The organism is Cupriavidus gilardii, assembly GCF_008801915.1.
Classification (GTDB): domain Bacteria; phylum Pseudomonadota; class Gammaproteobacteria; order Burkholderiales; family Burkholderiaceae; genus Cupriavidus; species Cupriavidus gilardii.
Genome location: NZ_VZOV01000025.1, coordinates 26178 through 47997, shown reverse-complemented (window position 1 = coordinate 47997; position 21820 = coordinate 26178). Strand labels below are relative to the sequence as shown.

Annotated in this window: 19 protein-coding genes; 6 read left to right on the top strand and 13 right to left on the bottom strand. The window is 68.8% G+C overall.

Going from position 1 to position 21820, the window contains the following annotated elements; translation table 11 throughout:
• Positions 1 to 8 precede the first annotated feature (8 nt).
• Entirely contained in the window at positions 9 to 845 is an 837-nt protein-coding gene (locus F7Q96_RS22235; RefSeq protein ID WP_053821549.1) for an IclR family transcriptional regulator, read from the top strand.
• On the opposite strand, the gene F7Q96_RS22230 is transcribed toward F7Q96_RS22235, so the two are convergent.
• The 8 genes from F7Q96_RS22230 to wrbA form a co-directional block, all read right to left on the bottom strand.
• Positions 813 to 1163, bottom strand: a complete 351-nt coding sequence (locus F7Q96_RS22230) for an AtuA-related protein (RefSeq protein WP_082371426.1) — start codon at positions 1161 to 1163, stop codon at positions 813 to 815. The two genes, F7Q96_RS22235 and F7Q96_RS22230, sit on opposite strands and share 33 nt — an antisense overlap.
• An 8-nt stretch (positions 1164 to 1171) precedes the next feature.
• Positions 1172 to 2527 (bottom strand): acyclic terpene utilization AtuA family protein, encoded by a 1356-nt coding sequence (locus F7Q96_RS22225; protein ID WP_053823052.1) that lies wholly within the window; start codon positions 2525 to 2527, stop codon positions 1172 to 1174.
• 142 nt (positions 2528 to 2669) lie between these two features.
• Positions 2670 to 3665, bottom strand: coding sequence for a Bug family tripartite tricarboxylate transporter substrate binding protein (locus F7Q96_RS22220; RefSeq protein WP_053821551.1), 996 nt, complete (start codon positions 3663 to 3665; stop codon positions 2670 to 2672).
• Between the two features lie 200 nt (positions 3666 to 3865).
• On the bottom strand, positions 3866 to 4522 hold the full coding sequence (locus tag F7Q96_RS22215) for a hypothetical protein (RefSeq protein WP_053821552.1): 657 nt from the start codon (positions 4520 to 4522) through the stop codon (positions 3866 to 3868).
• Positions 4519 to 5928 (bottom strand): selenium-binding protein SBP56-related protein, encoded by a 1410-nt coding sequence (locus F7Q96_RS22210; protein ID WP_053821553.1) that lies wholly within the window; start codon positions 5926 to 5928, stop codon positions 4519 to 4521. Before F7Q96_RS22210 ends, F7Q96_RS22215 begins: the two co-directional genes overlap by 4 nt.
• Positions 5929 to 6065: 137 nt before the next feature.
• Positions 6066 to 7499 carry an FAD-binding oxidoreductase gene (locus F7Q96_RS22205; RefSeq protein WP_053821554.1) on the bottom strand — a complete coding sequence of 478 codons (1434 nt, stop codon included), beginning with the start codon at positions 7497 to 7499 and terminating at the stop codon, positions 6066 to 6068.
• Between the two features lie 50 nt (positions 7500 to 7549).
• The gene (locus F7Q96_RS22200) at positions 7550 to 7990 is read right to left on the bottom strand and encodes a DUF2069 domain-containing protein (protein WP_053821555.1); all 441 of its coding nucleotides are present in this window, start codon (positions 7988 to 7990) and stop codon (positions 7550 to 7552) included.
• Complete coding sequence (wrbA, locus tag F7Q96_RS22195) at positions 7987 to 8607, bottom strand: NAD(P)H:quinone oxidoreductase (RefSeq protein WP_053821556.1); 621 nt, start codon at positions 8605 to 8607, stop codon at positions 7987 to 7989. Before wrbA ends, F7Q96_RS22200 begins: the two co-directional genes overlap by 4 nt.
• Positions 8608 to 8729: 122 nt before the next feature.
• Here wrbA and F7Q96_RS22190 point away from each other — a divergent pair, with 122 nt between their 5' ends.
• Entirely contained in the window at positions 8730 to 10097 is a 1368-nt protein-coding gene (locus F7Q96_RS22190; RefSeq protein WP_053821557.1) for a YihY family inner membrane protein, read from the top strand.
• Between the two features lie 93 nt (positions 10098 to 10190).
• On the opposite strand, the gene F7Q96_RS22185 is transcribed toward F7Q96_RS22190, so the two are convergent.
• Both F7Q96_RS22185 and F7Q96_RS22180 read right to left on the bottom strand, forming a co-directional pair.
• The gene (locus F7Q96_RS22185; RefSeq protein WP_053821558.1) at positions 10191 to 11018 is read right to left on the bottom strand and encodes an alpha/beta fold hydrolase; all 828 of its coding nucleotides are present in this window, start codon (positions 11016 to 11018) and stop codon (positions 10191 to 10193) included.
• On the bottom strand, positions 11018 to 12367 hold the full coding sequence (locus tag F7Q96_RS22180) for an O-acetylhomoserine aminocarboxypropyltransferase (RefSeq protein WP_053821559.1): 1350 nt from the start codon (positions 12365 to 12367) through the stop codon (positions 11018 to 11020). The genes F7Q96_RS22185 and F7Q96_RS22180 overlap by 1 nt, the downstream gene beginning before the upstream one ends.
• 310 nt (positions 12368 to 12677) lie before the next feature.
• On the opposite strand from F7Q96_RS22180, the gene F7Q96_RS22175 reads away from it, so the two are divergent.
• The 3 genes from F7Q96_RS22175 (at position 12678) to aroC (ending at position 16407) form a co-directional block, all read left to right on the top strand.
• Positions 12678 to 13124, top strand: a complete 447-nt coding sequence (locus F7Q96_RS22175; protein ID WP_006578180.1) for a CBS domain-containing protein — start codon at positions 12678 to 12680, stop codon at positions 13122 to 13124.
• 170 nt (positions 13125 to 13294) lie between these two features.
• Positions 13295 to 15202: an MFS transporter gene (locus tag F7Q96_RS22170; protein ID WP_053821560.1), complete on the top strand. Its 1908-nt coding sequence runs from the start codon at positions 13295 to 13297 to the stop codon at positions 15200 to 15202.
• A gap of 92 nt (positions 15203 to 15294) precedes the next feature.
• The gene (gene aroC / locus F7Q96_RS22165) at positions 15295 to 16407 is read left to right on the top strand and encodes a chorismate synthase (RefSeq protein WP_053821561.1); all 1113 of its coding nucleotides are present in this window, start codon (positions 15295 to 15297) and stop codon (positions 16405 to 16407) included.
• Between the two features lie 82 nt (positions 16408 to 16489).
• On the opposite strand, the gene F7Q96_RS22160 is transcribed toward aroC, so the two are convergent.
• Both F7Q96_RS22160 and F7Q96_RS22155 read right to left on the bottom strand, forming a co-directional pair.
• Positions 16490 to 17590 (bottom strand): NAD(P)/FAD-dependent oxidoreductase, encoded by a 1101-nt coding sequence (locus tag F7Q96_RS22160; RefSeq protein WP_053823053.1) that lies wholly within the window; start codon positions 17588 to 17590, stop codon positions 16490 to 16492.
• Between the two features lie 107 nt (positions 17591 to 17697).
• Positions 17698 to 18417 carry a FadR/GntR family transcriptional regulator gene (locus F7Q96_RS22155; protein ID WP_053821562.1) on the bottom strand — a complete coding sequence of 240 codons (720 nt, stop codon included), beginning with the start codon at positions 18415 to 18417 and terminating at the stop codon, positions 17698 to 17700.
• A gap of 343 nt (positions 18418 to 18760) precedes the next feature.
• On the opposite strand from F7Q96_RS22155, the gene F7Q96_RS22150 reads away from it, so the two are divergent.
• Positions 18761 to 19639 carry a flagellar brake protein gene (locus F7Q96_RS22150; protein ID WP_053823054.1) on the top strand — a complete coding sequence of 293 codons (879 nt, stop codon included), beginning with the start codon at positions 18761 to 18763 and terminating at the stop codon, positions 19637 to 19639.
• Positions 19640 to 19797: 158 nt separating this feature from the next.
• On the opposite strand, the gene F7Q96_RS22145 is transcribed toward F7Q96_RS22150, so the two are convergent.
• On the bottom strand, positions 19798 to 21486 hold the full coding sequence (locus tag F7Q96_RS22145) for an electron transfer flavoprotein-ubiquinone oxidoreductase (RefSeq protein WP_053821563.1): 1689 nt from the start codon (positions 21484 to 21486) through the stop codon (positions 19798 to 19800).
• Positions 21487 to 21820 lie beyond the last annotated feature (334 nt).

Here is a 21820-nt window from a genome sequence, read left to right as displayed (position 1 = left end):
CGCGCGATATGTCGTCGCGTCCCTCACCGGTCCAGCGCGCCCTCGCCGTGCTGCGCGCGCTGTCCGATCCCGAAGTGCGCCGCATGAGCGATGTCGCGCGCGCGACCGGGCTCGATCCCGCCACCGCGTCGCGCATGCTGGACCTGCTGGTGCGGGAGGGCTTTGCCACGCGCGACCCGATGCGCCGCTACGGCATCGGCCCGGAGGTCTTCCAGTTGGCCGATGTCGCGCAGCGCCGGGCCGAGTTGCGCAAGCTGGCGCGTCCGGCCTTGCAGCGGCTGGTCGAGGCATTCGGCGATACCGCCGTGCTGACCGAGGCCAGCCGCGGCGAGGCGGTCTGTTCGGACGTAGAGCCGGGCACGTTCACGTTCAGCGCGAACTACGTCTCGGTCGGCACGCGCCGGCCGCTCGGCGTGGGAGCGGGCAGCCTGGCCGTGCTGGCCTGGCTGCCGCCGCCAGAACGCGCGCGGCGCTTGCAGCAGACCTCGCGCAAGCTGGCCAACTATCCGCGGCTCGATGCCGCCGTCATCGCCGCCGAGATCGAGGCGGCCCGCTCGCGCAGGCACGTGATGTTTCTCGACTGGGTGGTCGAGGGCATGGGAGGCATCGCGGTGCCGATTCTCGACGAGCAGGGGTGGCCGATCGGCGCGCTCAGCGTCGCGGCGCAGACGGTACGGTTGCGCGCCCGCGAAGCGGTTCTGGCACGCCGGCTGAAGGCGGAGGCCAGCCATATCGCCAGCGCATGGACCGGCTCGGCGTTGTCGCCGCAGGGGGACCCGGGTCGCGTGACAGCGCGCGGGACAGCGGTTCGCCTATCGCGCCGGCCCACGCAGCAGCGGCGCTAGTGCGTCCGGAATCTCGATCTCGAAACGCAGCACCACGCTGGCCAGCGCCTTGCCATAGTTGTCGATCGCCAGGCTGCGCGACACGCCGCCGCCGAGCGCGCCCTCGGCGACGAAATTGAGTACCTGCAGTCCATCGACTTCATGGCGTGTCACTTCGCCCGTGATCAGCGTGCCGTAGCACGACCTGAATGCCGCCGCCGTCAGTTGCGACTTGATATGGGGATAGAACTCGGGCGCGTAGGCGATCACGGCCGTGTTCGAGGTATTGCCCTTGTCGCCGGAGCGGCTATGGGCCAGACGCCGCAGGGGGACGCGCATGGTCTTCCTCACAGATAGTGGATCTCGGAGCGGATCGCCGCGCGCGGCACCAGCGCGGACCAGACGCCGATGATCTCGCGGGTGCGGTCCTGATGCGGCACGCGCTTGCCGGTCGATGCCAGCCCGCAGACGGCCATGCTGTCGATCTCGCGCCCGACCTTGGCGGCTTCCTCGCGTGTGCGCGTGCGCGCCGCCACGCGTACCGCGATCTCGTTCGGCTCGCACGCGGGTTCCGGCGACGCGGCGCCATGCACGGCGTTGACGCCGAGAAAGTCGATGCGCAACTCGTCGGCCTGCAGTTTCGCGATGGCGAAGCGCTCCTCGAGGATGCGCCTGGCCAGCTTCGCCTTCTCCAGGCAGCCCGGTCCCGCGTAGAAGAACATGTCCTCGCCGATATGGCCCTCGGTGCAGCCGAGCGACACCTTCAGCGTGTCGGTGGCCGGCAGCCCGCTGACACCGCTGACGCGCACGCGGTCGGGCCCGACCTGTTCCAGCACCGCGGTCGAGAAGTCGACGATGACGTCCGGCGTGATATAGCGGCGCGGATCGTGGACCTCGTAGAACATCTGCTCCTTGACGGTCTGCAGATCGATGCGGCCGCCGCTGCCGTCGACCTTGGCGATCACCGCGCTGCCGTCGGCCTCGACCTCCGCGATCGGGAAGGCCAGATTCCATGGTTCGGGCACGTCCTTGTAGCCCGGATCGCCGAAGTAGCCGCCGGTCACCTGCGCGCCGCATTCGAGCAGATGGCCGATGGCGCTGCCGCGCGCGAGACGCGTCACGTCGTCGGGGGACCAGCCGAAATGCGCGATCATCGGCGCGAGGAACAGCGACGGGTCGGCGACGCGACCGGTGATCACGATCTGCGCGCCCGCGCGCAAGGCCTCGACGATCGGCGCGGCACCCTCGTACGGCTCGGCGCTGATCAGCGTGCCGCGCAGCGACGACACCGGCGCGCCGCTCTCCAGCAGCGTCAGGTCGAGATCGCAGATGCTGCCGGTCAGGTCGGTGGTCGTGATCGCCGCGATCCTGACGCCGGGCAGCCCCAGCTCCTCGCACAGCTCGGCCACGCGCCTGGCGGCACCGAGCGGATGGATCCATCCCTGATTGCTGACGATGCGCGTGCCATTGGCGATGCAGTGCGGCAGCACCGCGCGCATGCGCTCATCGAGATAGGTGTCGTAGCCGGCGAAGGCCGGGTCGCGCCGCTTGCGGACCTGCGCGGCCGAGACCGTGGCCTCGGCCATCGTTTCGAAGCAGAGATAGTCGAGCTTGCCGAGGCGCGCCGAGCGTTCTGCGGGTTCGACGCGATCGCCCCACCAGCCCGATCCCGAGCCGATGCGAAGGGTGCTGCTGCGAGTCATGGTGTCCGTCATGCCTGGGTCCTTCTTTGCTGCGGTACGTGTCGTGCGTGCCATACGAGCCGCACGTGCACGACGTGCGGTACGTGCAGTACGTGGTGCAGTACGTGCGGTACGCGCGGTACGTCCGATACGTGCAGCACGCTCATTGCGCCTTGATCCCCGCGCTGCGGATCACGCGCGCCCACTTGTCGGTATCCGCCTTGATCTGCGCCGCGAACGCCGCGGAGCCTTCGCCGCCGGGCTCGGCGCCGAGTTCCTGGATGCGCTTGCGCACGTCCGGCATCGCCAGCACCTTGTCGACGGCCTGCTGCAGCTGGCGCACGCGCTCGGGCGGCGTGCCTGCTGGTGCCAGCAGCCCGAACCAGGAATTGACCTCGTAGTCCGGCAACCCCGACTCGCGCACCGTCGGCACCGACGGCAGCACCGAGGCGCGCTTGGCGCCGGTGACGGCCAGCGCCTTGATCTTGCCGCCCTGGATCTGCGCCAGCGCAGAGGGCAGGTTGTCGAACATCAGGTTGACCTGACCGGCCAGCAGGTCCGTCATCGCGGGCGCCGCGCCCTTGTACGGCACATGCTGCATCCTGACGCCGGCCATCATGCTCAGCAGCTCGCCCGACAGATGCGGCGAGCCGCCGGTGCTGGTCGACGCGTAGTTGATCTTGCCGGGCTCGCGCCTGGCGAGCGCGATCAGCTCGCCGATGGAGTTGGCCGGCAACGTGCTGTTGACCAGCAGCACATTGGGCGAATTGGCGACCAGCGTCACCGGCGCGAAGTCCTTCGCGCTGTCATACGGCATGCGCGGATAGATGAACTGGTTGGTGACCTGCGTGCCGAGCGTGCCCATCACGAGCGTGTAGCCGTCGGCGGCGCTGCGCGCGGCCGCCTCCGCGCCGATGTTGCCGCCCGCACCGGGGCGGTTCTCGACCACCATCGGCTGGCCCAGCGTCTCGCCGGCCTTCTGCGCGACGAGCCGCGCCAGGATGTCCGTGGTGCCGCCCGGCGTGAACGGCACGATCAGGCGAATGGGCCGGCTGGGGAAGGCCTCTGCCGCGATGGCCGACATCGCGGGAACGGCCGCGCCGCACAGCACCGCCATCGCGGCGAGCAGGGCGCGCCGCGCAGGGGAATGACGCTTCATCGGTTTGTCTCCTCGGCGCCATGGCGCACGCTGGTTTCGTCAATGGAAACTCTGTGCGGCACAGCGTAGGGCGCGGCCAAAAGCAGCGTCAAACGAAGCGATCAGATTTTCATTGGATGAAAATTCTGGGTGTGGGCGAGCTGGGTTCCGTCGCGCTACACCTTGCATCGGCGCCAGGCGCGTTCGGCATGCAGGTACGTTCAGCGCGCCGTCGCCGCCATCAGCGACATCCCACCCACCAGCACGAGACTCAACGCCCAGGCGGCGTCCGTATTGAGCCAGCTGCGCGATACCAGCGCGAGGCCGACGTGGCGATAGGCGACCCATGCCATCGCGCCGCCGCCGGCGATCATCGCCGCGGTGTGGGCCAGCGCGACGAGCACGGCCATGCCGGCGTTGCCGAAGGCGAGCGAGGCCGCGGCCTGATGGCCCGTGTCGGCCGCGGTGCCGCAGAGGCCGAGATAGAGCGGCACCAGCATCAGCCCCGCCCCATGGGCCAGCGCGATCGCGAAGGACCACAGCGCCAGCCGCGACGGCGGGATGCGGGCGAGCGCGCGCGCATGGCGCCGCCGCGCCAGCAGCGCGATGCCATAGCCGATCACGAGGGCGGCGGCGACGAAGCGGATCTCGCGCTGCCAGGCGGCCAGCGAGGCGAGCAGGCCGAACGGCAGCGTCAGCGCCATCACCGCGCCGGCATGGCCGAGGCCCAGATAGCCGAGCGCGGCGAACACGGCGTCGTCGCGCCGCGCCATCAGCCCGTTCGACACGGCGAGCGGCCAGCCCATCGCGGGGCTCAGGCCGTGGTACAGGCCGCTGACCAGCACGCCGGTCCAGAGGCCGGCCTGTTCCCACGTCATCGCGGTCCGACGGACGGATAGCAGAACGAATCGGTCGAGCAGTCGCCGCCTTCGAGGCGGATCTGATGGGCGCGGTAGCCCGCGGGGAACTCGACCCAGAAGTCGTCGGCCAGCGTCAGGCCGCCGTCAGGATCGGCATGCGCCATCACCTGGGCCCCCGGCACGCCGTCGGGATAGAACTGGTCGTCCCAGCTCGAATAGAGCGAATTGGACCAGTAGACGCGGCGGCCGTCGCGGCTGATCTCCACCATCTGCGGTCCCGCGGCGAACGGCTTGCCGTTCGGATGCGGCGTGCGGCGCGCGATGCCACCCAGATGGACGGAACCCGTCAGCCGTGGCTTGCGCGGGTCGGTGACGTCGTACTGGCGCATCTCTCCGGTGCCCCAGCACGACACGTAGAGAAAGCGGTCGTCGAGCGACAGGTCGATGTCGGTCACAAGCGGCGGCACGGCGCCGAACGGCTGCAGCATCGGCGGCAACAGGTCGGCGGCGGCCGGTTCGGCCGGAATTGTCGCGGTCTTCTCGACGTGGAATTGCCCGTCCTCGCGCCACCACGTCCAGATCGATCCTTCGAGATTGGTGGTGTCGACCACCACGCCGACGAAGCCGTATTCGCGCACCGGGTCGTGGGCAGGGCGCACTTCGAGCGCCATCTGATGCTGCGCGCCGAGGTCGATGGTCTGCACGTTGCGCCGCGCGCGCAGGTCCCAGAAGTGCAGGCGATGGCCATAGCGGTTGGACAGCAGGTCCTCGGGCACCAGGCCGTTCTCGAACTGCGGCGGCAGCGCCCATTCGCTCGATACCATGTAATCGCGCGGCAGGTTCCACCAGAAGTCGTAGTGCTTGTCCTGCGGGCCGCGGTCGATCTCCCAGCGGCCCAGCACGTCGAAGGTCTCGCAGTCCATGATGAAGATGCCGGGCGCGCCGTCGGTGCCATCCTTGCCGGCGCCGCCGAGCGTGCTGACATAGATGCCCTCGGGGCCGCAATGCACGGTGTGCGGCCGCGAATACCCGGTCTTGCGGAAGATCTCGTCGGGCTCGATCACGCGGTGGATCGCCGCCTGGGTCGGATGCGGCTTCGTGTCGACGATATAGATCCGCGACGAGCGCATGCCGGGGATGATCAGGAAGCGCCGTTCCAGAAACGCATGCCCGGTCAGCGGAGACAGCGCGGAGGAGCAGGCATTCCAGCCGAAGTGGTGCAGTTCGTCGCCGCGATGGGTCATCGGCACCGTATGCACGACCTGGCTGTAGGTCGGCGAGCCCGGTTTGACGTCGATGACGGCCAGCGCATCGGGCTGGGAGCCATCGGGGCTCAGCATCACCGTGTAGGCGTACTCCTCGGCCGGCGCTTGCATCGCCAGCGCCGGTGAAGCGTGGAATGTGGGATCTGGCCGCAGGCTCATGGAAGGCCCCTCCTGGCACGGATATGCCGCGCGAACCTATCTACACTAGGTCGCGACGAAAGGGGCGTCAACGAAACCGGGGCCTGGCGCTACGACGGATTTCGCATGAGCTTATGCGCGCTTGCCGCCGCCGCGCCTTACACCACCTTGCCCGGATTCATCAGCCCGAGCGGGTCCAGCGCCTGCTTGATGGCCCGCATCATCGCCAGTTCGACCTCGCTCTTGTAGCGCCGATTCTCCTCGCGCTTGAGCTGGCCCAGGCCATGCTCGGCGGAAATCGAGCCGCCATGCGCATGCACGCTGTCGTGCACGATGCGATTGATGGCATCCTGATGCGCGAGGAAGGCGTCGTGGTCCTGTCCCGCCGGGGGCGACACGTTGTAGTGCAGGTTGCCGTCGCCCAGATGGCCGAAGGTGACCATGCGCACGCCGGGGAAGGCGGCCTGCAGCTGCGCGTCGGTGCTGGCAATGAAGTCGCCGATGCGCGAGATCGGCACCGCGATGTCGTGCTTGATGTTCTTGCCTTCCTCGACCTGCGCGAGCGGGATGTGCTCGCGCAGATTCCAGAAATCGCGCGACTGCTGCACCGATTCGGCGACCACCGCGTCGGCGACGATGCCGGCGTCGAAGGCCGCCTCCATCAGCGTTTCGAAGGTCGCGCGCGCATGCTCGGCGCTTTCGCTGTCGGACAGCTCGAGCAGCACCACCTGCGGATGCAGCCGGTCGAACGGGTAGCGCAGTTGCGGATAGTGCCGCGTCACCAGTTCCAGGCACATCGCCGACATCAGCTCGAAGCCGGTCAGCATCGCGCCGGCGTGGCTCTGCGCCAGCGCGAGCAGCGCCAGCGCGGCCCGCGGGTCCTCCACGGCGGCCAGCGCGGTCACGCGTGCGCGGGGCGCGGGGTACAGCTTCATCACCGCCGCGGTGATCACGCCGAGCGTGCCTTCCGCACCGATGAACAGGTCGCGCAGGTCGTAGCCCGTGTTGTCCTTGCGCAGGCCGCGCAGGCCGTTCCAGATGTCGCCGCTGGCCGTCACCACTTCCAGGCCGAGGCACAGCTCGCGCGTATTGCCATAGCGCAGCACGCCGGTGCCGCCGGCATTGGTGGCCAGATTGCCGCCGATCGTGCAGCTGCCTTCCGCGGCCAGGCTCAGCGGAAACAGCCGCTCGTGCTCGGCGGCGGCCTGCTGGACCTGCTGCAGGATCGCGCCGGCCTCGACCGTGATCGTGTTGTTCAGCGGATCGACCTGGCGGATGCGGTTCAGGCGCTTGAGCGACAGCACCACCGAGGGCTGCGCGGTGTCCGGCGTCGCGCCGCCGCACAGCCCGGTGTTGCCGCCCTGCGGCACGATCGCGATCTGGTGCGCGTGGCAGCCGCGCACCGCGGCGGCCACTTCCTCGGTGGTGCCCGGCAGCAGCACCGCCAGCGCATCGCCGGTATAGCGGCGGCGCCAGTCGGTCAGGTAGGCCGCCTTGTCCTCGGCTTCGGTCAGCACGTGCGTCGGTCCCAGCGCGGCGCGGCACAGCGACAGGAAGGAGTGGAGGCTGGCGTCGGTCGGGGCTTGCGTCATGGCGTTGGCGTTCGGATCGGGAAGACGTCGAAGGGAAATGGCGCGGCGCTTCAGCGCCGCGTCGGCGTGGAGGCCGCGGCGTCGGCCTCGGCCTTGTCGTGCACGCGAGCCTGCGCACGCGCACGGCGCTTGTACGGGCGCAGATAGAAGATGGTCGCGAAGAAGAACAGCACGGTCAGGGCCACCTCGCACCATGCCAGCCACGACGACGGCGCGCGGTCGCTGGTGGCGCGCACGACCCCTTCGGTGAAATACAGCAGGATCAGCATCGACGACCACTGCATCGTGTAGCGGTTTCGCGTCAGCATGCCGCGCAGCGGCAGCAGCAGCGGCACGAACTTGACGATCAGCCACGAACCGCCCGGCCGCAGCGGGGCCAGGAACCACTCCCAGGCGATCGACAGCGCAATCAGCGCGAGCAGGCTGGCGATGCTCAGCCGGTACAGCAGGGGGCTGTGCAGCGCGTCGTCGCGCGGATCGGCCGGGTTCATCGCGACGCTCCGTTGGCGGAGGCGTTGTCGGCAAGCCGCAGCGCGGTCTGCGCCAGCCGCTTGCCCATCGCGATGGCCAGCGCCGACTCGTCTTCGCTGACCGGCCGGCTGTTGTCGCCCAGCGCGTGATGGCTCGGACCATATGGCGTGCCGCCGCCCACGGTCGTCATCAGCCCGCGCTCGCTGTAGGGCAGCCCCATCACCAGCATGCCGTGATGCAGCAGCGGCAGCATCATCGACAGCAGCGTGGTTTCCTGGCCGCCATGCAGGCTGCCGGTCGACGTGAACACGCAGGCCGGCTTGCCCGTCAGCGTGCCCGACAGCCATTCGGCGATGGTGCCGTCGACGAAGTACTTCATCGGCGCGGCCATGTTGCCGAAGCGGGTCGGGCTGCCGAGCGCGAGGCCGATGCACTCGTGCAGGTCGCGCAGTTCCACATAGGGCGGGCCGTCGGCGGGGATGTCCGGCGCGGTAGCCTCGCATACCGTCGAGACCGGCGGGACCGTGCGCAGCCGCGCGTGGGCGCCGGGCACGCTGTCGATGCCGGTGGCGATCAGCTCGGCGAGCTTGCGGGTGCTGCCGTGACGGCTGTAGTAGAGGACCAGGATGTCGGACATGAGGGCAGGAGGGCAGGCGGAAACGGGAAGGGCATTGCATTGCGCGGCAACGCATCCCATGCAGGGCAACCGGCGTATTATAGTGGCGGGCTCGGCGCCCGCCGCCCTGGAGTTTGCCCCGCATGTCCCATCCGAGTCTTCTGTCCCGCAGCACCAACCGTCTCGCGCGGCTGCGCCGCGAATGGAACTGGCAGAAGCTGCGTGCGCTGCTGCGCTATGCCACGCGGCGCGCCGGCGAGGACCGCCTGCCGCAGGTTGCCGCCAGCCTGACTTTCACGACCGTGCTGTCGGTGGTGCCGGTGCTGACGGTCGCGTTCGCGCTGCTCGCCGCCTTTCCGATGTTCGCGAACTTCCGCAGCGCGATCGAAGGCTTCCTGTTCCAGAATCTGATTCCCGGCAATCTGACCGATTCGATCACCGGCTATCTGGGGCAGTTCGCGCGCAATGCCAAGGGCCTGACCGCAGTGGGCCTGGTCGGCCTGATGGTCACCGCGGTGCTGACGATGCTGACTGTCGAGGACGCGCTCAATGCAATCTGGCGGGTCAAGCAGAAGCGGCGCTTCGCGCAGCGCGTGCTGGTGTTCTGGGCGGTGCTGACCTGCGGGCCGGTGCTGATCGGCGGCAGCCTGTCGATCAGCTCGTATCTGATCTCGATCTCCGCCGGCTATGTCGGCACGATGCCGTTCGGCGTCGGTTTTGCGGTGAGTCTGGCGCCGGTGTTGCTGTCGGCGATCGCCTTCGCCTTGCTCTATACGGCGGTGCCCAATGCCTATGTCGAATGGCGCGATGCCATTCTGGCAGGCCTGGTGGCGGCGCTCGCCTTCGAGCTGTCGAAGCGCGGGTTCGGCTATTTCGTCACGCGTTTCCCGACCTATACCGCGGTCTACGGCGCCTTTGCCGCACTGCCGATCTTCCTGCTGTGGATCTACCTGAGCTGGCTGGTGACGCTGCTGGGCGCCACCATCGCGGCCAACCTGCCGGTGGTGCGGCAGGGCTACTGGCGCCGCCGCACCTTTGCCGGCAGCGAGTTCTACGATGCGCTGGGCGTGCTGTACGTGCTGTACCGCGCGCGCGAGCAGCCACCGCGCAGCGTCGGCGAGCTCGACCTGGGCCGCAAGCTGCGGGTCGAGGCCGATTATCTGGCGGTGCTGCTGGGCAAGCTCAATGCGATGCATCTGGTCGGCAAGCTGCAGCACCATCGCGGCCAGGCACACTGGGCGCTGCTGTGCGACCCGGCGCGCGTGCCGCTGCGGCTGCTGCACGACCGGCTGGTGCTGAATCTGCCGCGGTTGCCGCGCACCGCGGTGGCACAGCTGCTCCATGGCGCCGACGCGTTGCGCGGCGTGCTGGAGAACCCGATGCTCGACAAGACGCTGCAGGAAATCTTCGACACGGGTGCGATGTCGCCGCAGACGCCGCAGACACCGGCCCCCGAGGGGCAGCGCCGCACGCTCGAGGTGGTCCCGCCCGGCTGGCACGGGCAGGTCTGAGGGGGGATATCGCGCCGTTCCCGGGGACGCGGAAACCCAGCGTCTTTTCAAGCCACTGGGTCCCCGCTTTCGCGGGGATGACGGTATGCGCGATTAACCGCCGCTCACCATCACGCGCCGCGCAAAGCCCGCCAGCGCGTCCAGCACCTCGTCCGGCCTCTCTCCCATGATTGCGTGGCCGCAGGGCACTTCGACCACGCTGGCGCGCGGCATCGTCGCCGCCAGCGCGCGGGCCGAGCGCGCCGGCGTCATCATGTCCTTGCTGCCGATCACGACCAGCGCCGGACACTGCAGGCCCGCCGCGGCGCGCTCGCCGTTGGCGTAGGCGTTGCAGGCGGCAAAGTCGGTATGGAACACCTGGCCCTGCGGATTGCGGCGGCCGACCCGTTCCATCAGCCGCTGACCGACGCCATGCATCCAGAAGCCCGGACCGGGCGCCGACGGCTTGTTGGCCAGGCTCGAATGCGACCACGCATTGACCATCGCGATCGCCTCGTGCTCGCGGTTCTGCGCGGCATCGAGCAGCGCGTCGGAGACCTTCATCGGATAGGCGGTCGCCAGCATGCCGATCGCGCGCACCGTATCGGCATGGCGCGCCGCGCATTCGAGCGCGATCAGCGAGCCCATGCTGTGGCCGAACACCAGTGCGGGCGCCTCGACGCCGGCCGCCCGCAGCAGCGCGGCAATCCAGTCGGCCATCTGCTCGACCGTGGCCAGCGGCGGCCCTTCGCTGCGGTTGTGGCCGGGCAGGTCCACGGCCAGCACCGAATAGCCGTGATGCGCGAACCAGCGTGTCTGCAGGCCCCAGACGCTGTGGTCGTTCTGCGCGCCATGGACGAACACGGCGCAGGGCAGGGCGGGATCGAAGGGTTTGCCGCCGGTATAGGCGTAGGCCCGCTGGCCATCGACGTTCAGATACATCAGGCGTTCCCTCCGTTGGTCTTGTTGCCGGCAGTGCCGCTGCCACCGCTGCTGCCTTTCTCCATCGACTTCTGCGCCGCCTTCAGCCCGCGCTTCAGGTCGTCGATCAGGTCGTCCGGATCTTCCAGGCCGATCGACAGCCGGATCGTGCCCTCGGCGATGCCGGCCGAGCGCAGCGCCGCGGCATCCATGCGGAAGTGCGTGGTCGAGGCGGGATGGATCACCAGCGAGCGCGCGTCGCCGACATTGGCCAGATGCGAGAACAGCGTCAGGCTTTCGATGAAGCGCTGGCCCGCGGCACGGTCCCCCTTCAGGTTGAAGCTGAATACCGCGCCGCAGCCGCGCGGCAGCAGCCGTTTGGCGATGGCATGGTCCGGGTGCGATTCGAGCTCGGGATAGGCCACCGACTCGACCATCGGGTGCGAGACCAGGAACTGCACCACCCGGCGCGCATTGTCGACATGGCGCGCCATCCGCAGCGGCAGCGTCTCGATCCCCTGCAGCAGCTGCCACGCGGCCATCGGATTCATGCAGGCGCCGAAGTCGCGCAGACCCTCGCGGCGCGCGCGCAGCAGGAAGGGCGCGACGGTGCTCTCCTCGGTGAACACCATGTTGTGGAAGCCGGCATACGGTTCCGACAGCTCGGGAAAAAGCCCGGATGCCTCGAAATCGAAATTGCCGCCTTCTGCCAGCACGCCGCCGATGGTGGTGCCATGGCCGCCGAGGAACTTGGTCGCCGAGTGGTAGAGCAGCGCCGCGCCATGCGCGAACGGCTGCAGCAGATACGGCGTGGTGAAGGTCGAGTCGACCAGCAGCGGAATGCCATGCTCGTCGCCCAGCTGCGCCAGCGTCGGAATGTCGAGCACGTCCAGGCCCGGGTTGCCCAGCGTCTCGCCGAACAGCAGCCGCGTCTCCGGCCGGATCGCCGCGCGCCAGGCGTCGATATCGCGCGCCTGCACGAAGGTGGTTTCGATGCCGAAACGGCGCAGCGTGTAGTGCAGCAGATTGTGCGAGCCGCCATAGAGCGCGGCCGACGCGACGATATGCGAGCCGGCGCCCATCAGCGTCGCGATCGCCAGATGCAGCGCGGCCTGGCCCGAGGCCGTGGCGATCGCGCCGACGCCGTTCTCGAGCGCGGCGACGCGCTCCTCGAACACGGCCACGGTCGGATTCGAGATGCGGGAATACACATGGCCGGCCCGTTCCATATTGAACAGCGAGGCCGCGTGTTCGCTGTCGCGGAACACGAACGAGGTGGTCAGGTGGATCGGCGTGGCGCGTGCCCCGGTGGCGGGATCGGGCGCGGCGCCGGCGTGCAGCGCGAGGGTATCGAAACGGGTATCGGACATGGTCTCTTTCGTGTCTCCTTGTATCGTGGTTCCAGCGAAGCCGTCTGACAGCGGCCGGTACCGACACGCTCGCGCGGGGCGAACGTCCGGCGGCATGCGGATGTGCCGGCCTGCATCGTAGCACTGGCCGCCGGCGGGGGCCGCGCGGGGCCGAAGGGCTCCGGCTTTACTTGGGCGCCCGCTTTCGGCTAGCATCGGCCACATCTATCGCGGATGGCGCGCAAAGCCTGCGCAGCCACGCGGTTCGGGCCTGATCGGGCGGGGCCATGCCCGCCGCCCGCCGCACCGGCATCATCGAGGGGAGACCATTATGAAAGTCAGCGACATCCTGCAGATCAAGGGCAATACGCTCTATACCGTCAAGCCGGATACGTCACTGCTGGAGGCGGTCACCACGATGGCCGAGCGCGACATCGGCTCTCTGGTGGTGATGGAGTACGGCGAACTGGTCGGCATGCTGACCTTCCGCGAGATCATCCAGACGCTGGCGTCGAACAACGGCAATGTCGGCAACGCAACGATCCGCCGCGTGATGGACGACGCGCCGCTGACCTGCACGCCCGAGACCGATGTCAATGAAGTTCGCCGGATGATGCTCGAGCGCCATGCCCGCTATATGCCGGTGCTCGACAGCCGCACGCTGATGGGCGTCATTTCGTTCTACGACGTGGCCAAGGCCGTGGTCGAGGAGCAGAGCTTCGAGAACCGGATGCTGAAGGCCTATATCCGCGACTGGCCGGAAGAGAAGGCCAGCTGAAGCGTCCGCGCGGGCAGGGGGGCGGCGCCCGCGCATGCGGGGGCCCAGCGGCCGCCGTTCCGGCACGGCCGATCGGGTAGCCGCAGCTTCGATGGCGCCGCCTGCCATCGGGGCTCGCCAGCGTTGCCCGTCGATTTCCCGCCAGCTCCGCTGCGAATTCCCCGCCATCCATGAGCCAATCGAGCCAGTCCCGCCTGCTGCGCGAGCGCCGCTTTGCGCCGTTCTTCTGGACCCAGTTCCTGGGCGCGATGAACGACAACGTGTTCAAGGTCGCGTTCACCTCGCTGGTGACCTACCAGACCGCGCGCTTCGAGGGCGTGGACGGGGCCAGCGCGGCCTTCCTGATCTCGGCGATCTTCATCGCGCCGTTCGTGCTGTTCTCCGCCACCAGCGGGCAGATCGCCGACAAGATCGAGAAGTCGCGGCTGATCCGGTTGGTCAAGTCGCTGGAGATCGCGATCATGCTGGTCGGGCTGGCGGGCTTCGCCTGGTATAGCGCGCCGCTGCTGTACCTGACGACCTTCCTGATGGGCCTGCATTCGACGCTGTTCGGCCCGGTCAAGTACGCCTACCTGCCACAGCACCTGGAAGATAGCGAGCTGGTCGGCGGCAACGGGCTGGTCGAGATGGGAACCTTCGTCGCGATCCTGCTCGGCACCGTGCTCGGCGGCGAGCTCGCGGCGGTGGGTGGGACGGCGGCGCAGCAAGGCATTCCCGCCACGCTCTATATCGGCGCGGCCTGCGTGGCGCTGGCGATCGCCGGCCGCGTGGCCGCGTCGCGCGTGCCGCTGTCGCCGGCGCCGCAACCGGACCTGAAGCTGAACTGGAATCCGGTCACCGAGACCTGGCGCAACCTGATGCTGGCCCGCCAGAGCCGCACGGTGTTCCTGAGCCTGCTGGGCATCTCGTGGCTGTGGTTCCTCGGCGCGACCTTCCTGACCTCGTTCTTCGCCTTCGCCAAGACCGTGCTCGGCGGCGACCAGAGCGTGGTGACGCTGCTGCTGGCGGTGTTCTCGGTCGGCATCGGGGTCGGCTCGCTGCTGTGCGAGCGGCTGTCGGGCCGGCATGTCGAAGTGGGCCTGGTGCCGTTCGGCTCGATCGGCATGACGGTGTTCGCGATCGACCTGTACTTCGCCAGCCGCGGCCAGGCACCGGCGGCGCTGAGCGGCGTCGCCGCCTTCATCGCCGAGCCCGCGCACTGGCGCGTGCTGGCCGACCTGTTCCTGCTGGCAATGTTCGGCGGCTTCTACAGCGTGCCGCTGTACGCGCTGATCCAGAGCCGCAGCGCGCCCACGCATCGGGCGCGGATCATCGCCGCCAACAACATCCTGAACAGCCTGTTCATGATCGCCTCGGCGCTGCTGGCGATGGCGATGACCGGCGCCGGCTACAGCATTCCCGAGCTGTTCCTGGCCGTCGGGCTGCTCAATGCCGCGGTGGCGATCTACATCTATTCGCTGGTGCCGGAATTCCTGCTGCGCTTCGTCGCCTGGATCCTCGTGCATACGGTGTACCGGCTCAAGCGGATCCACACCGACCGGATTCCGGCCGAAGGGCCGGCGGTGCTGGTCTGCAATCACGTCAGCTTCGCCGATGCGGTGGTGCTGATGGCGGCGAGCCCGCGGCCGGTGCGTTTCGTGATGGATCACCGGATCTTCCGCGTGCCGCTGCTGTCGTGGTTCTTCCGGCAGGCGCGCGCGATTCCGATCGCGCCCGCGCATGAAGATCCGCAGACGCTGAAGCATGCCTACGACGAGGTCGCGCGTGCACTGGCGGCCGGCGAACTGGTCTGCATCTTCCCGGAAGGCAAGATCACCGCCAGCGGCGACATCAATCCGTTCAAGCAGGGCGTGCAGCAGATCGTGCGCCGCACGCCGGTGCCGGTGGTGCCGATGGCGCTGCGCGGCCTGTGGGGCAGCTTTTTCTCGCGCAAGGGCGGGGCGGCGATGACGCGGCCGTTCCGGCGCGGCATCCTGAGCCGGCTCGAACTGGTGGTCGGCGAGCCGATCGCGCCGGAGCAGGCCACGCCCGAAGGCCTGCAGCAGGTGGTGCAGGGGCTGCGCGGCGAATGGCGCTGAGCCGCGCCCGCCCGCGGCGCCGTACGGTGCGGTGCTGTGCGGCACCAGGCCGTACAATGTAGGCCTTTCCCAATTCCTGCGTGGTTTTCATCATGTCCGGCAATACCCTCGGCCTGCTCTTCACAGTCACCACCTTCGGCGAGTCGCACGGACCCGCGATCGGCGCGGTGGTCGATGGTTGCCCGCCGGGCATGAGCCTGAGCGAGGCCGATATCCAGGGTGACCTGGACCGCCGCAAGCCCGGCACGTCGCGCCACGTGACGCAGCGCAAGGAGCCGGACCAGGTCGAGATCCTGTCGGGCGTATTCGAGGGCAAGACCACCGGCACGCCGATCTGCTTGCTGATCCGCAATACCGACCAGCGCAGCAAGGACTACGGCAATATCGTCGAGACCTTCCGCCCCGGCCACGCCGATTACACCTACTGGCAGAAATACGGCATCCGCGACCATCGCGGCGGCGGCCGCTCGTCGGCCCGGCTGACCGCGCCGGTGGTGGCCGCCGCGGCGGTCGCGCGCAAGTGGCTGCGCGAGCAGTACGGCACCGAGATCCGGGGCTATATGTCGCAGCTGGGCGAGATCCAGGTGCCGTTCACCGACTGGGCGGAAGTGCCGCGCAACCCGTTCTTCGCTGCCGACGCCAATATCGTTCCCGAGCTGGAGACCTATATGGACGCGCTGCGCCGTGACGGCGATTCGGTCGGCGCGCGCATCGAAGTGGTGGCCAGCGGCGTGCCGGTGGGTCTGGGCGAGCCGCTGTTCGACAAGCTCGATGCCGATATCGCGCACGCGATGATGGGCATCAATGCGGTCAAGGGCGTCGAGATCGGCGCCGGCTTCGCCAGCGTGGCGCAGCGCGGCAGCGTCCATGGCGACGAGCTGACCGCGGCGGGCTTTCGCACCAACAATGCCGGCGGCGTGCTGGGCGGCATCTCGACCGGCCAGGACATCATGGTGTCGCTGGCGATCAAGCCGACCTCGAGCATCCGCACGCCGCGCGAATCGATCGACAAGGCTGGCCAGGCCGCGACGGTCGAGACCTTCGGCCGCCACGATCCTTGCGTGGGGATTCGCGCGACGCCGATCGCCGAGGCGATGCTGGCGCTGGTGCTGATGGACCACGCGCTGCGCCATCGCGCGCAATGCGCAGACGTGCGGGTGGAGACGCCGCGGATTCCGGCGCAGGCGCCAAAGGCGCACGGTTAAGTCATCCCGATTGCTTTCTCCCCCTCTCCCGCATGCGGGAAAGGGGCGGGAGAGGGAAGCTCGATTGTCGTGTGCGGCGCTTCTATTCCGCGATCGCCGCCACCATTTCCCCAATCGCCAGCGACGCGGTCAGTCCCGGCGATTCGATGCCGAACAGGTTGACCAGCCTCGGCACGCCGTGCACGGCAGGGCCGTCGATGCGGAAGTCCGCGGCAGGCTCGCCCGGGCCGCCGATCTTCGGGCGGATGCCGGCATAGCCGGGCTGCAGGGCGTCATCGGCCAGCGCCGGCCAGTAGCGCCGCACCTCGTCATAGAAGCTGTCGGCATCGTGCGGATCGACGCCATATTCGATCTCGTCGATCCATCGCACATTCGGGCCGAAACGGGCCTGGCCGCCCAGGTCCAGCGTCAGATGCACGCCCAGCCCGGCCGCCTCGGGCACCGGGTAGATCAGCCGCGAGAATGGCGCCCGGCCCGCCAGCGTGAAATAGCATCCCTTGGCGTAGAACTGTGGCGGGACATGCGCCGCCGGCATGCCGTCGATCCGGCGCGCCAGCGCGGGCGCCGTCAGCCCAGCGGCGTTGACGACGGTGCGGGCCAGCAGCGTGGTCGCGGTGTCGCCGCCAACTTCGAGCACGATGCCGTCGGCGGTGACGGCGCCGGCCTGCACCGGCGAACAGACCGCCAGCATCGCGCCGGCCCGTTCGGCATCGCCCAGCAGCGCCAGCATCACGCCGTGGCTGTCGACGATGCCGGTCGACGGCGACAGCAGCGCCGCCTCGCACTGCAGATTCGGCTCCAGTTCCAGCGCCTGTTCGCGCGACAGCAGCCGCAGATCGCCGACGCCGTTGGCGGCCGCCTTTGCCCGGATGCCTTCGAGCGTGGCGACCTGGGCCGCGCTGGTCGCGACGATCAGCTTGCCGCAACGCTGGTGCGCGATCTGGTGGCTGGCGCAATAGTCGTACAGCATCGCCTTGCCGCGCACGCACAGCCTGGCCTTCAGCGAGCCGGCCGGGTAGTAGATGCCCGCGTGGATCACCTCGCTGTTGCGCGCGCTGGTGATCGTGCCGAAGGTGTTCTCCGCCTCCAGGATCACCACCTCGCGCCCCTGCTGCGCAAGCGCCCGCGCGACCGCCAGGCCCACCACGCCGGCGCCGATTACCACGCAATCCACTGATTCCATCGTTGCTTCCTTGCTTTGCTTGTCTTGCTTGCCGATTCGACGCGGGCCGACGTGAGCCGATGCGCGGCCGGAGCCGCGTTCGCGAACCGGCTTGCCGGTCCCGTCGATCAATCCAGTTCGAGCCCCATGCGCGCGGCGGCCGCTTCCAGATGCCGGCGCGCCGCCTGCCGTGCCGCGCCGGCATCGCCGACGGCGATCGCCTCGGCCAGCGCCGCGTGCTCCTGCTCGGCCGCGCCCGGCCCGCCGCGATAGCGGGCGGCGTTTTCCCAGGCCAGCCGGCGCGCGGCGAGCAGCTGCTGGCCGACGAAATCGGTCAGCCCCGCCATGCAGGGGTTGTGCGCCGCCTGCGCGATGGCCTGGTGAAACGCCACGTCGGCCGCCGCGGCGCTGGCCGGGTCGTCACGCCGCTCGCGCATCGCGGCGAGGGCGGCGGCGATCGCGGCAAGATCGGCGTCGGTACGGCGGCGCGCGGCCAGTTCGGCGCAGGCGGTCTCGGCCATCACGCGCAGTTCGAACAGGTGCGCCAGCGTCGGCCCGTCGGCCGGGTTGCCGTCCGCACCGGCGGCATCGCCGCGCAGCCGCCAGACCTGTCCGCCGGGCGTGTCGGAAACGTAGGCCCCAGAGCCCTTGCGCGTGACCAGCACGCCGTCGGCCTTCAGTTGCGCGATGGCCTCGCGCACGATCGGGCGGCTGACGCCAAAGGCCGCCGCCAGCGCGGCCTCGGCCGGCAGACGGGCGCCGGCGACGAAGCGGCCGGCACCGATATCGGCGCGGATCGCGTCGGCGATGCGCGAAGCCAGGGAAGAGGGGCGGCTAAGAGGTTCCAAGGGGATGGCGCAGGCAGGTCGTAGGTGAAAGGGCCAGGGTCGCGAGCCGGCATCGCGCGCCGGTTTGTCAGGTAAATCTGTAAGGCTGTCAGACAGCTTTGCGCAATTCTGGCCGGACTCGGCGTCAGCGTCAAGGCGAAATGGTGGCGCTCGTCGGTGGCGCTCGTCCTTTGCCCTTCGTCAATCGGCGCCACCGCGCGCTTCGCTATCCCCCTTAGGTAGGGTGTCGCTAAACCTTTGGAGCCGGGCGCCGATAGCTGTGGAATCGGGAAGGCGGGACCGCGGCCCGGCGGCCGCCTCCGCACTGTCGCCCACGCCGGTGGGCATTGAGATTGGGATGCCGATGATTCCTCTGACACCGAACGACCTGCCGGTCGGCCAGCCCTTGCCGTGGTCGCTGCTCGACGGGCAGGGCAATCTGTTGCTCGGCAGCGGCAAGGTGCTGGCCGATGGCCGCGACGTGGCGCTGGTGTTTCGCCATGGCTCGGTGTGCCGGCCCGATCCGCTGCCGGCCGACGATGCTGCCCCGGTCGATGCCGTGCGTGTCGGTCCGGTGCCGGCGCAGGCCTCGGGCCCGCTCGGGCTGCAGGTCGGCACGCTGCTGCAGATCCAGGCGCCCGACGGCGGCGGCCGTGCGGCGGCGAGCCGGCTGATCGGCTTTATCGAGCAGGGGCTGTTCGTCAGCTGGCCGCAATTCGGCGGCCACGATGCCACCTTCCAGGCGGGCGAGGAGGTGCTGCTGCGCGGCTTCACCGGCCAGTCGATCCACAGCTTCCGCTGCACCGTGACCGCGGTATGCCGCAGTCCGTTCCGCTACCTGGTGCTGTCGGTGCCGACCGAGGTGCAGCAGGTGCCGGTGCGCAGCAGTCCGCGCGTGCAGACCCGGCTGGCGGCGCAGCTGATGCCTCAGGACGGCGACGCGGCCGGCGCGCCGCGTCTGGCGGTGCTGTCGGATCTGGGCGCGGGCGGCGCGCTGGTTCAGACCGCCGGCCCCGCGCCGGCTCCCGGCACGCGCCTGCGGCTGCGTTTCGTGCTGCGCACCGTCGGCACCGACAGCGAGATCACGGTCGACGCCTGGGCGCGCAATCCGGCGCGCGACGACGGCGATGCCGAGTTTCCGGCGTTCGGCGTCGCGTTCGATCTGCTGGGGGAAAGGGAAGCGGCGCTATTGCACTGCTATATCTACGAGCAGCTGCTGGCCGCGGCGAGCATGCCGGTGTAGAGAGCAGCCCCTCTCCCGCCTGGCCGGAGAGGGGCTGGGGGAGAGGGGCGGCCAGCGTTCGATGAACGGCGGCGTTCGCGATGGCGGACGCCGCTTGCTCTCCCACCGACCCCTCTGCCACGCTGGGAGAGGGGAGAACAGCAAGGCGGTGAGCCGCCTTACATCCCCACGTAATTCGGACCGCCGCCGCCTTCCGGCGTCACCCAGACGATGTTCTGGGTCGGGTCCTTGATATCGCAGGTCTTGCAGTGGACGCAGTTCTGCGCGTTGATCTGCAGGCGCTGCCCGCCGCGTTCCTCGTCGGCGACGAACTCGTAGACGCCCGCCGGGCAATAGCGGCTTTCCGGGCCGGCGTACTTGTCCAGATTGATCTGCACCGGCACGCTGGCGTCCTTCAGCGTCAGGTGGGCGGGCTGGTTTTCCTCATGGTTGGTGTTGCTGATGAACACCGAGCTGAGGCGATCGAACGTCAGCTTGCCGTCCGGCTTCGGATAGACGATCTGCTGGCATTCGGCGGCCGGCTTCAGGTAGACGTGGTCCGGCTTCTCGCGGTGCAGCGTCCACGGCGGGTTGCGGATGCCGAGCTTGGGCAGCAGCCATTGCTCGATGCCAGTCATCAGCGTGGCGGTGGTGCGGCCCTTCTTGAACCACTGCTTGAAGTTCTTGGCCTGCAGCAGTTCCTTGTACAGCCAGCTGTTCTCGAACGCAGCCGGGTAGGCGGTCAGCTCGTCGTGCTGGCGGCCGGCCTGCAGCGCCTCGAAGGCGGCCTCGGCGGCCAGCATGCCGGTCTTGATCGCGGCGTGGCTGCCCTTGATGCGCGAGGCGTTCAGATAGCCGGCGTCGCAGCCGACCAGCGCGCCGCCCGGGAAGATCGTCTTGGGCAGCGACAGCAGGCCGCCGGCGGTGATCGCGCGTGCGCCGTAGCCGATCCGCTTGCCGCCCTCGAAGTACTGGCGGATCTGCGGATGGGTCTTGAAGCGCTGGAATTCCTCGAACGGCGACAGCCACGGGTTGGTGTAGTCCAGCCCGACGACAAAGCCCACCGCGACCTTGTTGTCCTCCATGTGATAGAGGAAGGAACCGCCGTAGGTGGCCGGGTCCAGCGGCCAGCCCGCGGTATGGACCACCAGGCCGGGCTTGTGCTTGCTCGGGTCGATCTCCCACAGCTCCTTCAGGCCGATGCCGTAGCTCTGCGGATCCTTGCCGGCGTCGAGGCGGAAACGTTCGATCAGCTGCTTGCCCAGGTGGCCGCGCGAGCCTTCGGCGAAGATCGTGTACTTCGCGTGCAGCTCCATGCCGAGCTGGAAGTTGTCGGTCGGCTCGCCATCCTTGCCGATGCCCAGGTTGCCGGTGGCCACGCCCTTGACCGAGCCGTCTTCGTTGTACAGCACCTCGGCGGCGGGGAAGCCCGGGAAGATCTCCACGCCCAGCGCCTCGGCCTGCTGGCCGAGCCAGCGCACGAAGTTCGACAGGCTGACGATGTAGTTGCCTTCGTTATGGAAGCACTCCGGCAGCAGCGCCGGCGGCGTGCCGCGCGAGCCGGTCTCGTTCAGGAACAGGAACTGGTCCTCGGTGACCGGCTGGTTCAGCGGCGCGCCCAGTTCCTTCCAGTTCGGCAGCAGTTCGTTCAGCGCGCGCGGGTCCATGATTGCGCCCGACAGGATGTGGGCGCCGGGCTCCGAGCCCTTTTCCAGCACGCAGACATTGACTTCGCTGCCATTGTCCTGCGCCAGCTGTTTCAGGCGGATGGCCGTCGCCAGGCCGGCGGGACCGCCGCCGACGATGACGACGTCGTATTCCATGGATTCGCGGGGGCCGAACTGCTCCACGAGCTGCTGCTGGTCCATTGTCTCTAACCCTCTTTTGTTGCTGCGTACTTGTGTTGGGGGAAGCGGTGATCCGGGGTGGCCTGTGTTGCCGGAACCGGGCGACGGCAAGGTCGGCAAGGATGGCATCGGGCCGGCAGGCGGGGGCGGAGTGCTGCGGGTTGGCGCGCGGTCCGGCTGCTTGTGGTCGGCTCTTCTGCTGGATCGCGACGGATCGGCGCGCGGTTTTTTGCCCGCCCGCTTCTGCCTCGCTGTTTCCTTTTTGTGCCCGAGTTCTTAGAATCTCCGGCATTGTCCGGGACTCGACACCCACAGGCAAGCAATTTTTTGGAACGATCGTTCGTTTTTTAATATA

What these genes read in the sequence shown, in the direction of transcription:
- F7Q96_RS22235 (WP_053821549.1), top strand. Translation starts at nt 9, where the DNA reads ATGTCGTCGCGTCCCTCACCGGTCCAGCGCGCCCTCGCCGTGCTGCGC.
- F7Q96_RS22230 (WP_082371426.1), bottom strand. Translation starts at nt 1,163, where the DNA reads ATGCGCGTCCCCCTGCGGCGTCTGGCCCATAGCCGCTCCGGCGACAAG.
- F7Q96_RS22225 (WP_053823052.1), bottom strand. Translation starts at nt 2,527, where the DNA reads ATGACTCGCAGCAGCACCCTTCGCATCGGCTCGGGATCGGGCTGGTGG.
- F7Q96_RS22220 (WP_053821551.1), bottom strand. Translation starts at nt 3,665, where the DNA reads ATGAAGCGTCATTCCCCTGCGCGGCGCGCCCTGCTCGCCGCGATGGCG.
- F7Q96_RS22215 (WP_053821552.1), bottom strand. Translation starts at nt 4,522, where the DNA reads ATGACGTGGGAACAGGCCGGCCTCTGGACCGGCGTGCTGGTCAGCGGC.
- F7Q96_RS22210 (WP_053821553.1), bottom strand. Translation starts at nt 5,928, where the DNA reads ATGAGCCTGCGGCCAGATCCCACATTCCACGCTTCACCGGCGCTGGCG.
- F7Q96_RS22205 (WP_053821554.1), bottom strand. Translation starts at nt 7,499, where the DNA reads ATGACGCAAGCCCCGACCGACGCCAGCCTCCACTCCTTCCTGTCGCTG.
- F7Q96_RS22200 (WP_053821555.1), bottom strand. Translation starts at nt 7,990, where the DNA reads ATGAACCCGGCCGATCCGCGCGACGACGCGCTGCACAGCCCCCTGCTG.
- wrbA (WP_053821556.1), bottom strand. Translation starts at nt 8,607, where the DNA reads ATGTCCGACATCCTGGTCCTCTACTACAGCCGTCACGGCAGCACCCGC.
- F7Q96_RS22190 (WP_053821557.1), top strand. Translation starts at nt 8,730, where the DNA reads ATGTCCCATCCGAGTCTTCTGTCCCGCAGCACCAACCGTCTCGCGCGG.
- F7Q96_RS22185 (WP_053821558.1), bottom strand. Translation starts at nt 11,018, where the DNA reads ATGTATCTGAACGTCGATGGCCAGCGGGCCTACGCCTATACCGGCGGC.
- F7Q96_RS22180 (WP_053821559.1), bottom strand. Translation starts at nt 12,367, where the DNA reads ATGTCCGATACCCGTTTCGATACCCTCGCGCTGCACGCCGGCGCCGCG.
- F7Q96_RS22175 (WP_006578180.1), top strand. Translation starts at nt 12,678, where the DNA reads ATGAAAGTCAGCGACATCCTGCAGATCAAGGGCAATACGCTCTATACC.
- F7Q96_RS22170 (WP_053821560.1), top strand. Translation starts at nt 13,295, where the DNA reads ATGAGCCAATCGAGCCAGTCCCGCCTGCTGCGCGAGCGCCGCTTTGCG.
- aroC (WP_053821561.1), top strand. Translation starts at nt 15,295, where the DNA reads ATGTCCGGCAATACCCTCGGCCTGCTCTTCACAGTCACCACCTTCGGC.
- F7Q96_RS22160 (WP_053823053.1), bottom strand. Translation starts at nt 17,590, where the DNA reads ATGGAATCAGTGGATTGCGTGGTAATCGGCGCCGGCGTGGTGGGCCTG.
- F7Q96_RS22150 (WP_053823054.1), top strand. Translation starts at nt 18,761, where the DNA reads ATGATTCCTCTGACACCGAACGACCTGCCGGTCGGCCAGCCCTTGCCG.
- F7Q96_RS22145 (WP_053821563.1), bottom strand. Translation starts at nt 21,486, where the DNA reads ATGGACCAGCAGCAGCTCGTGGAGCAGTTCGGCCCCCGCGAATCCATG.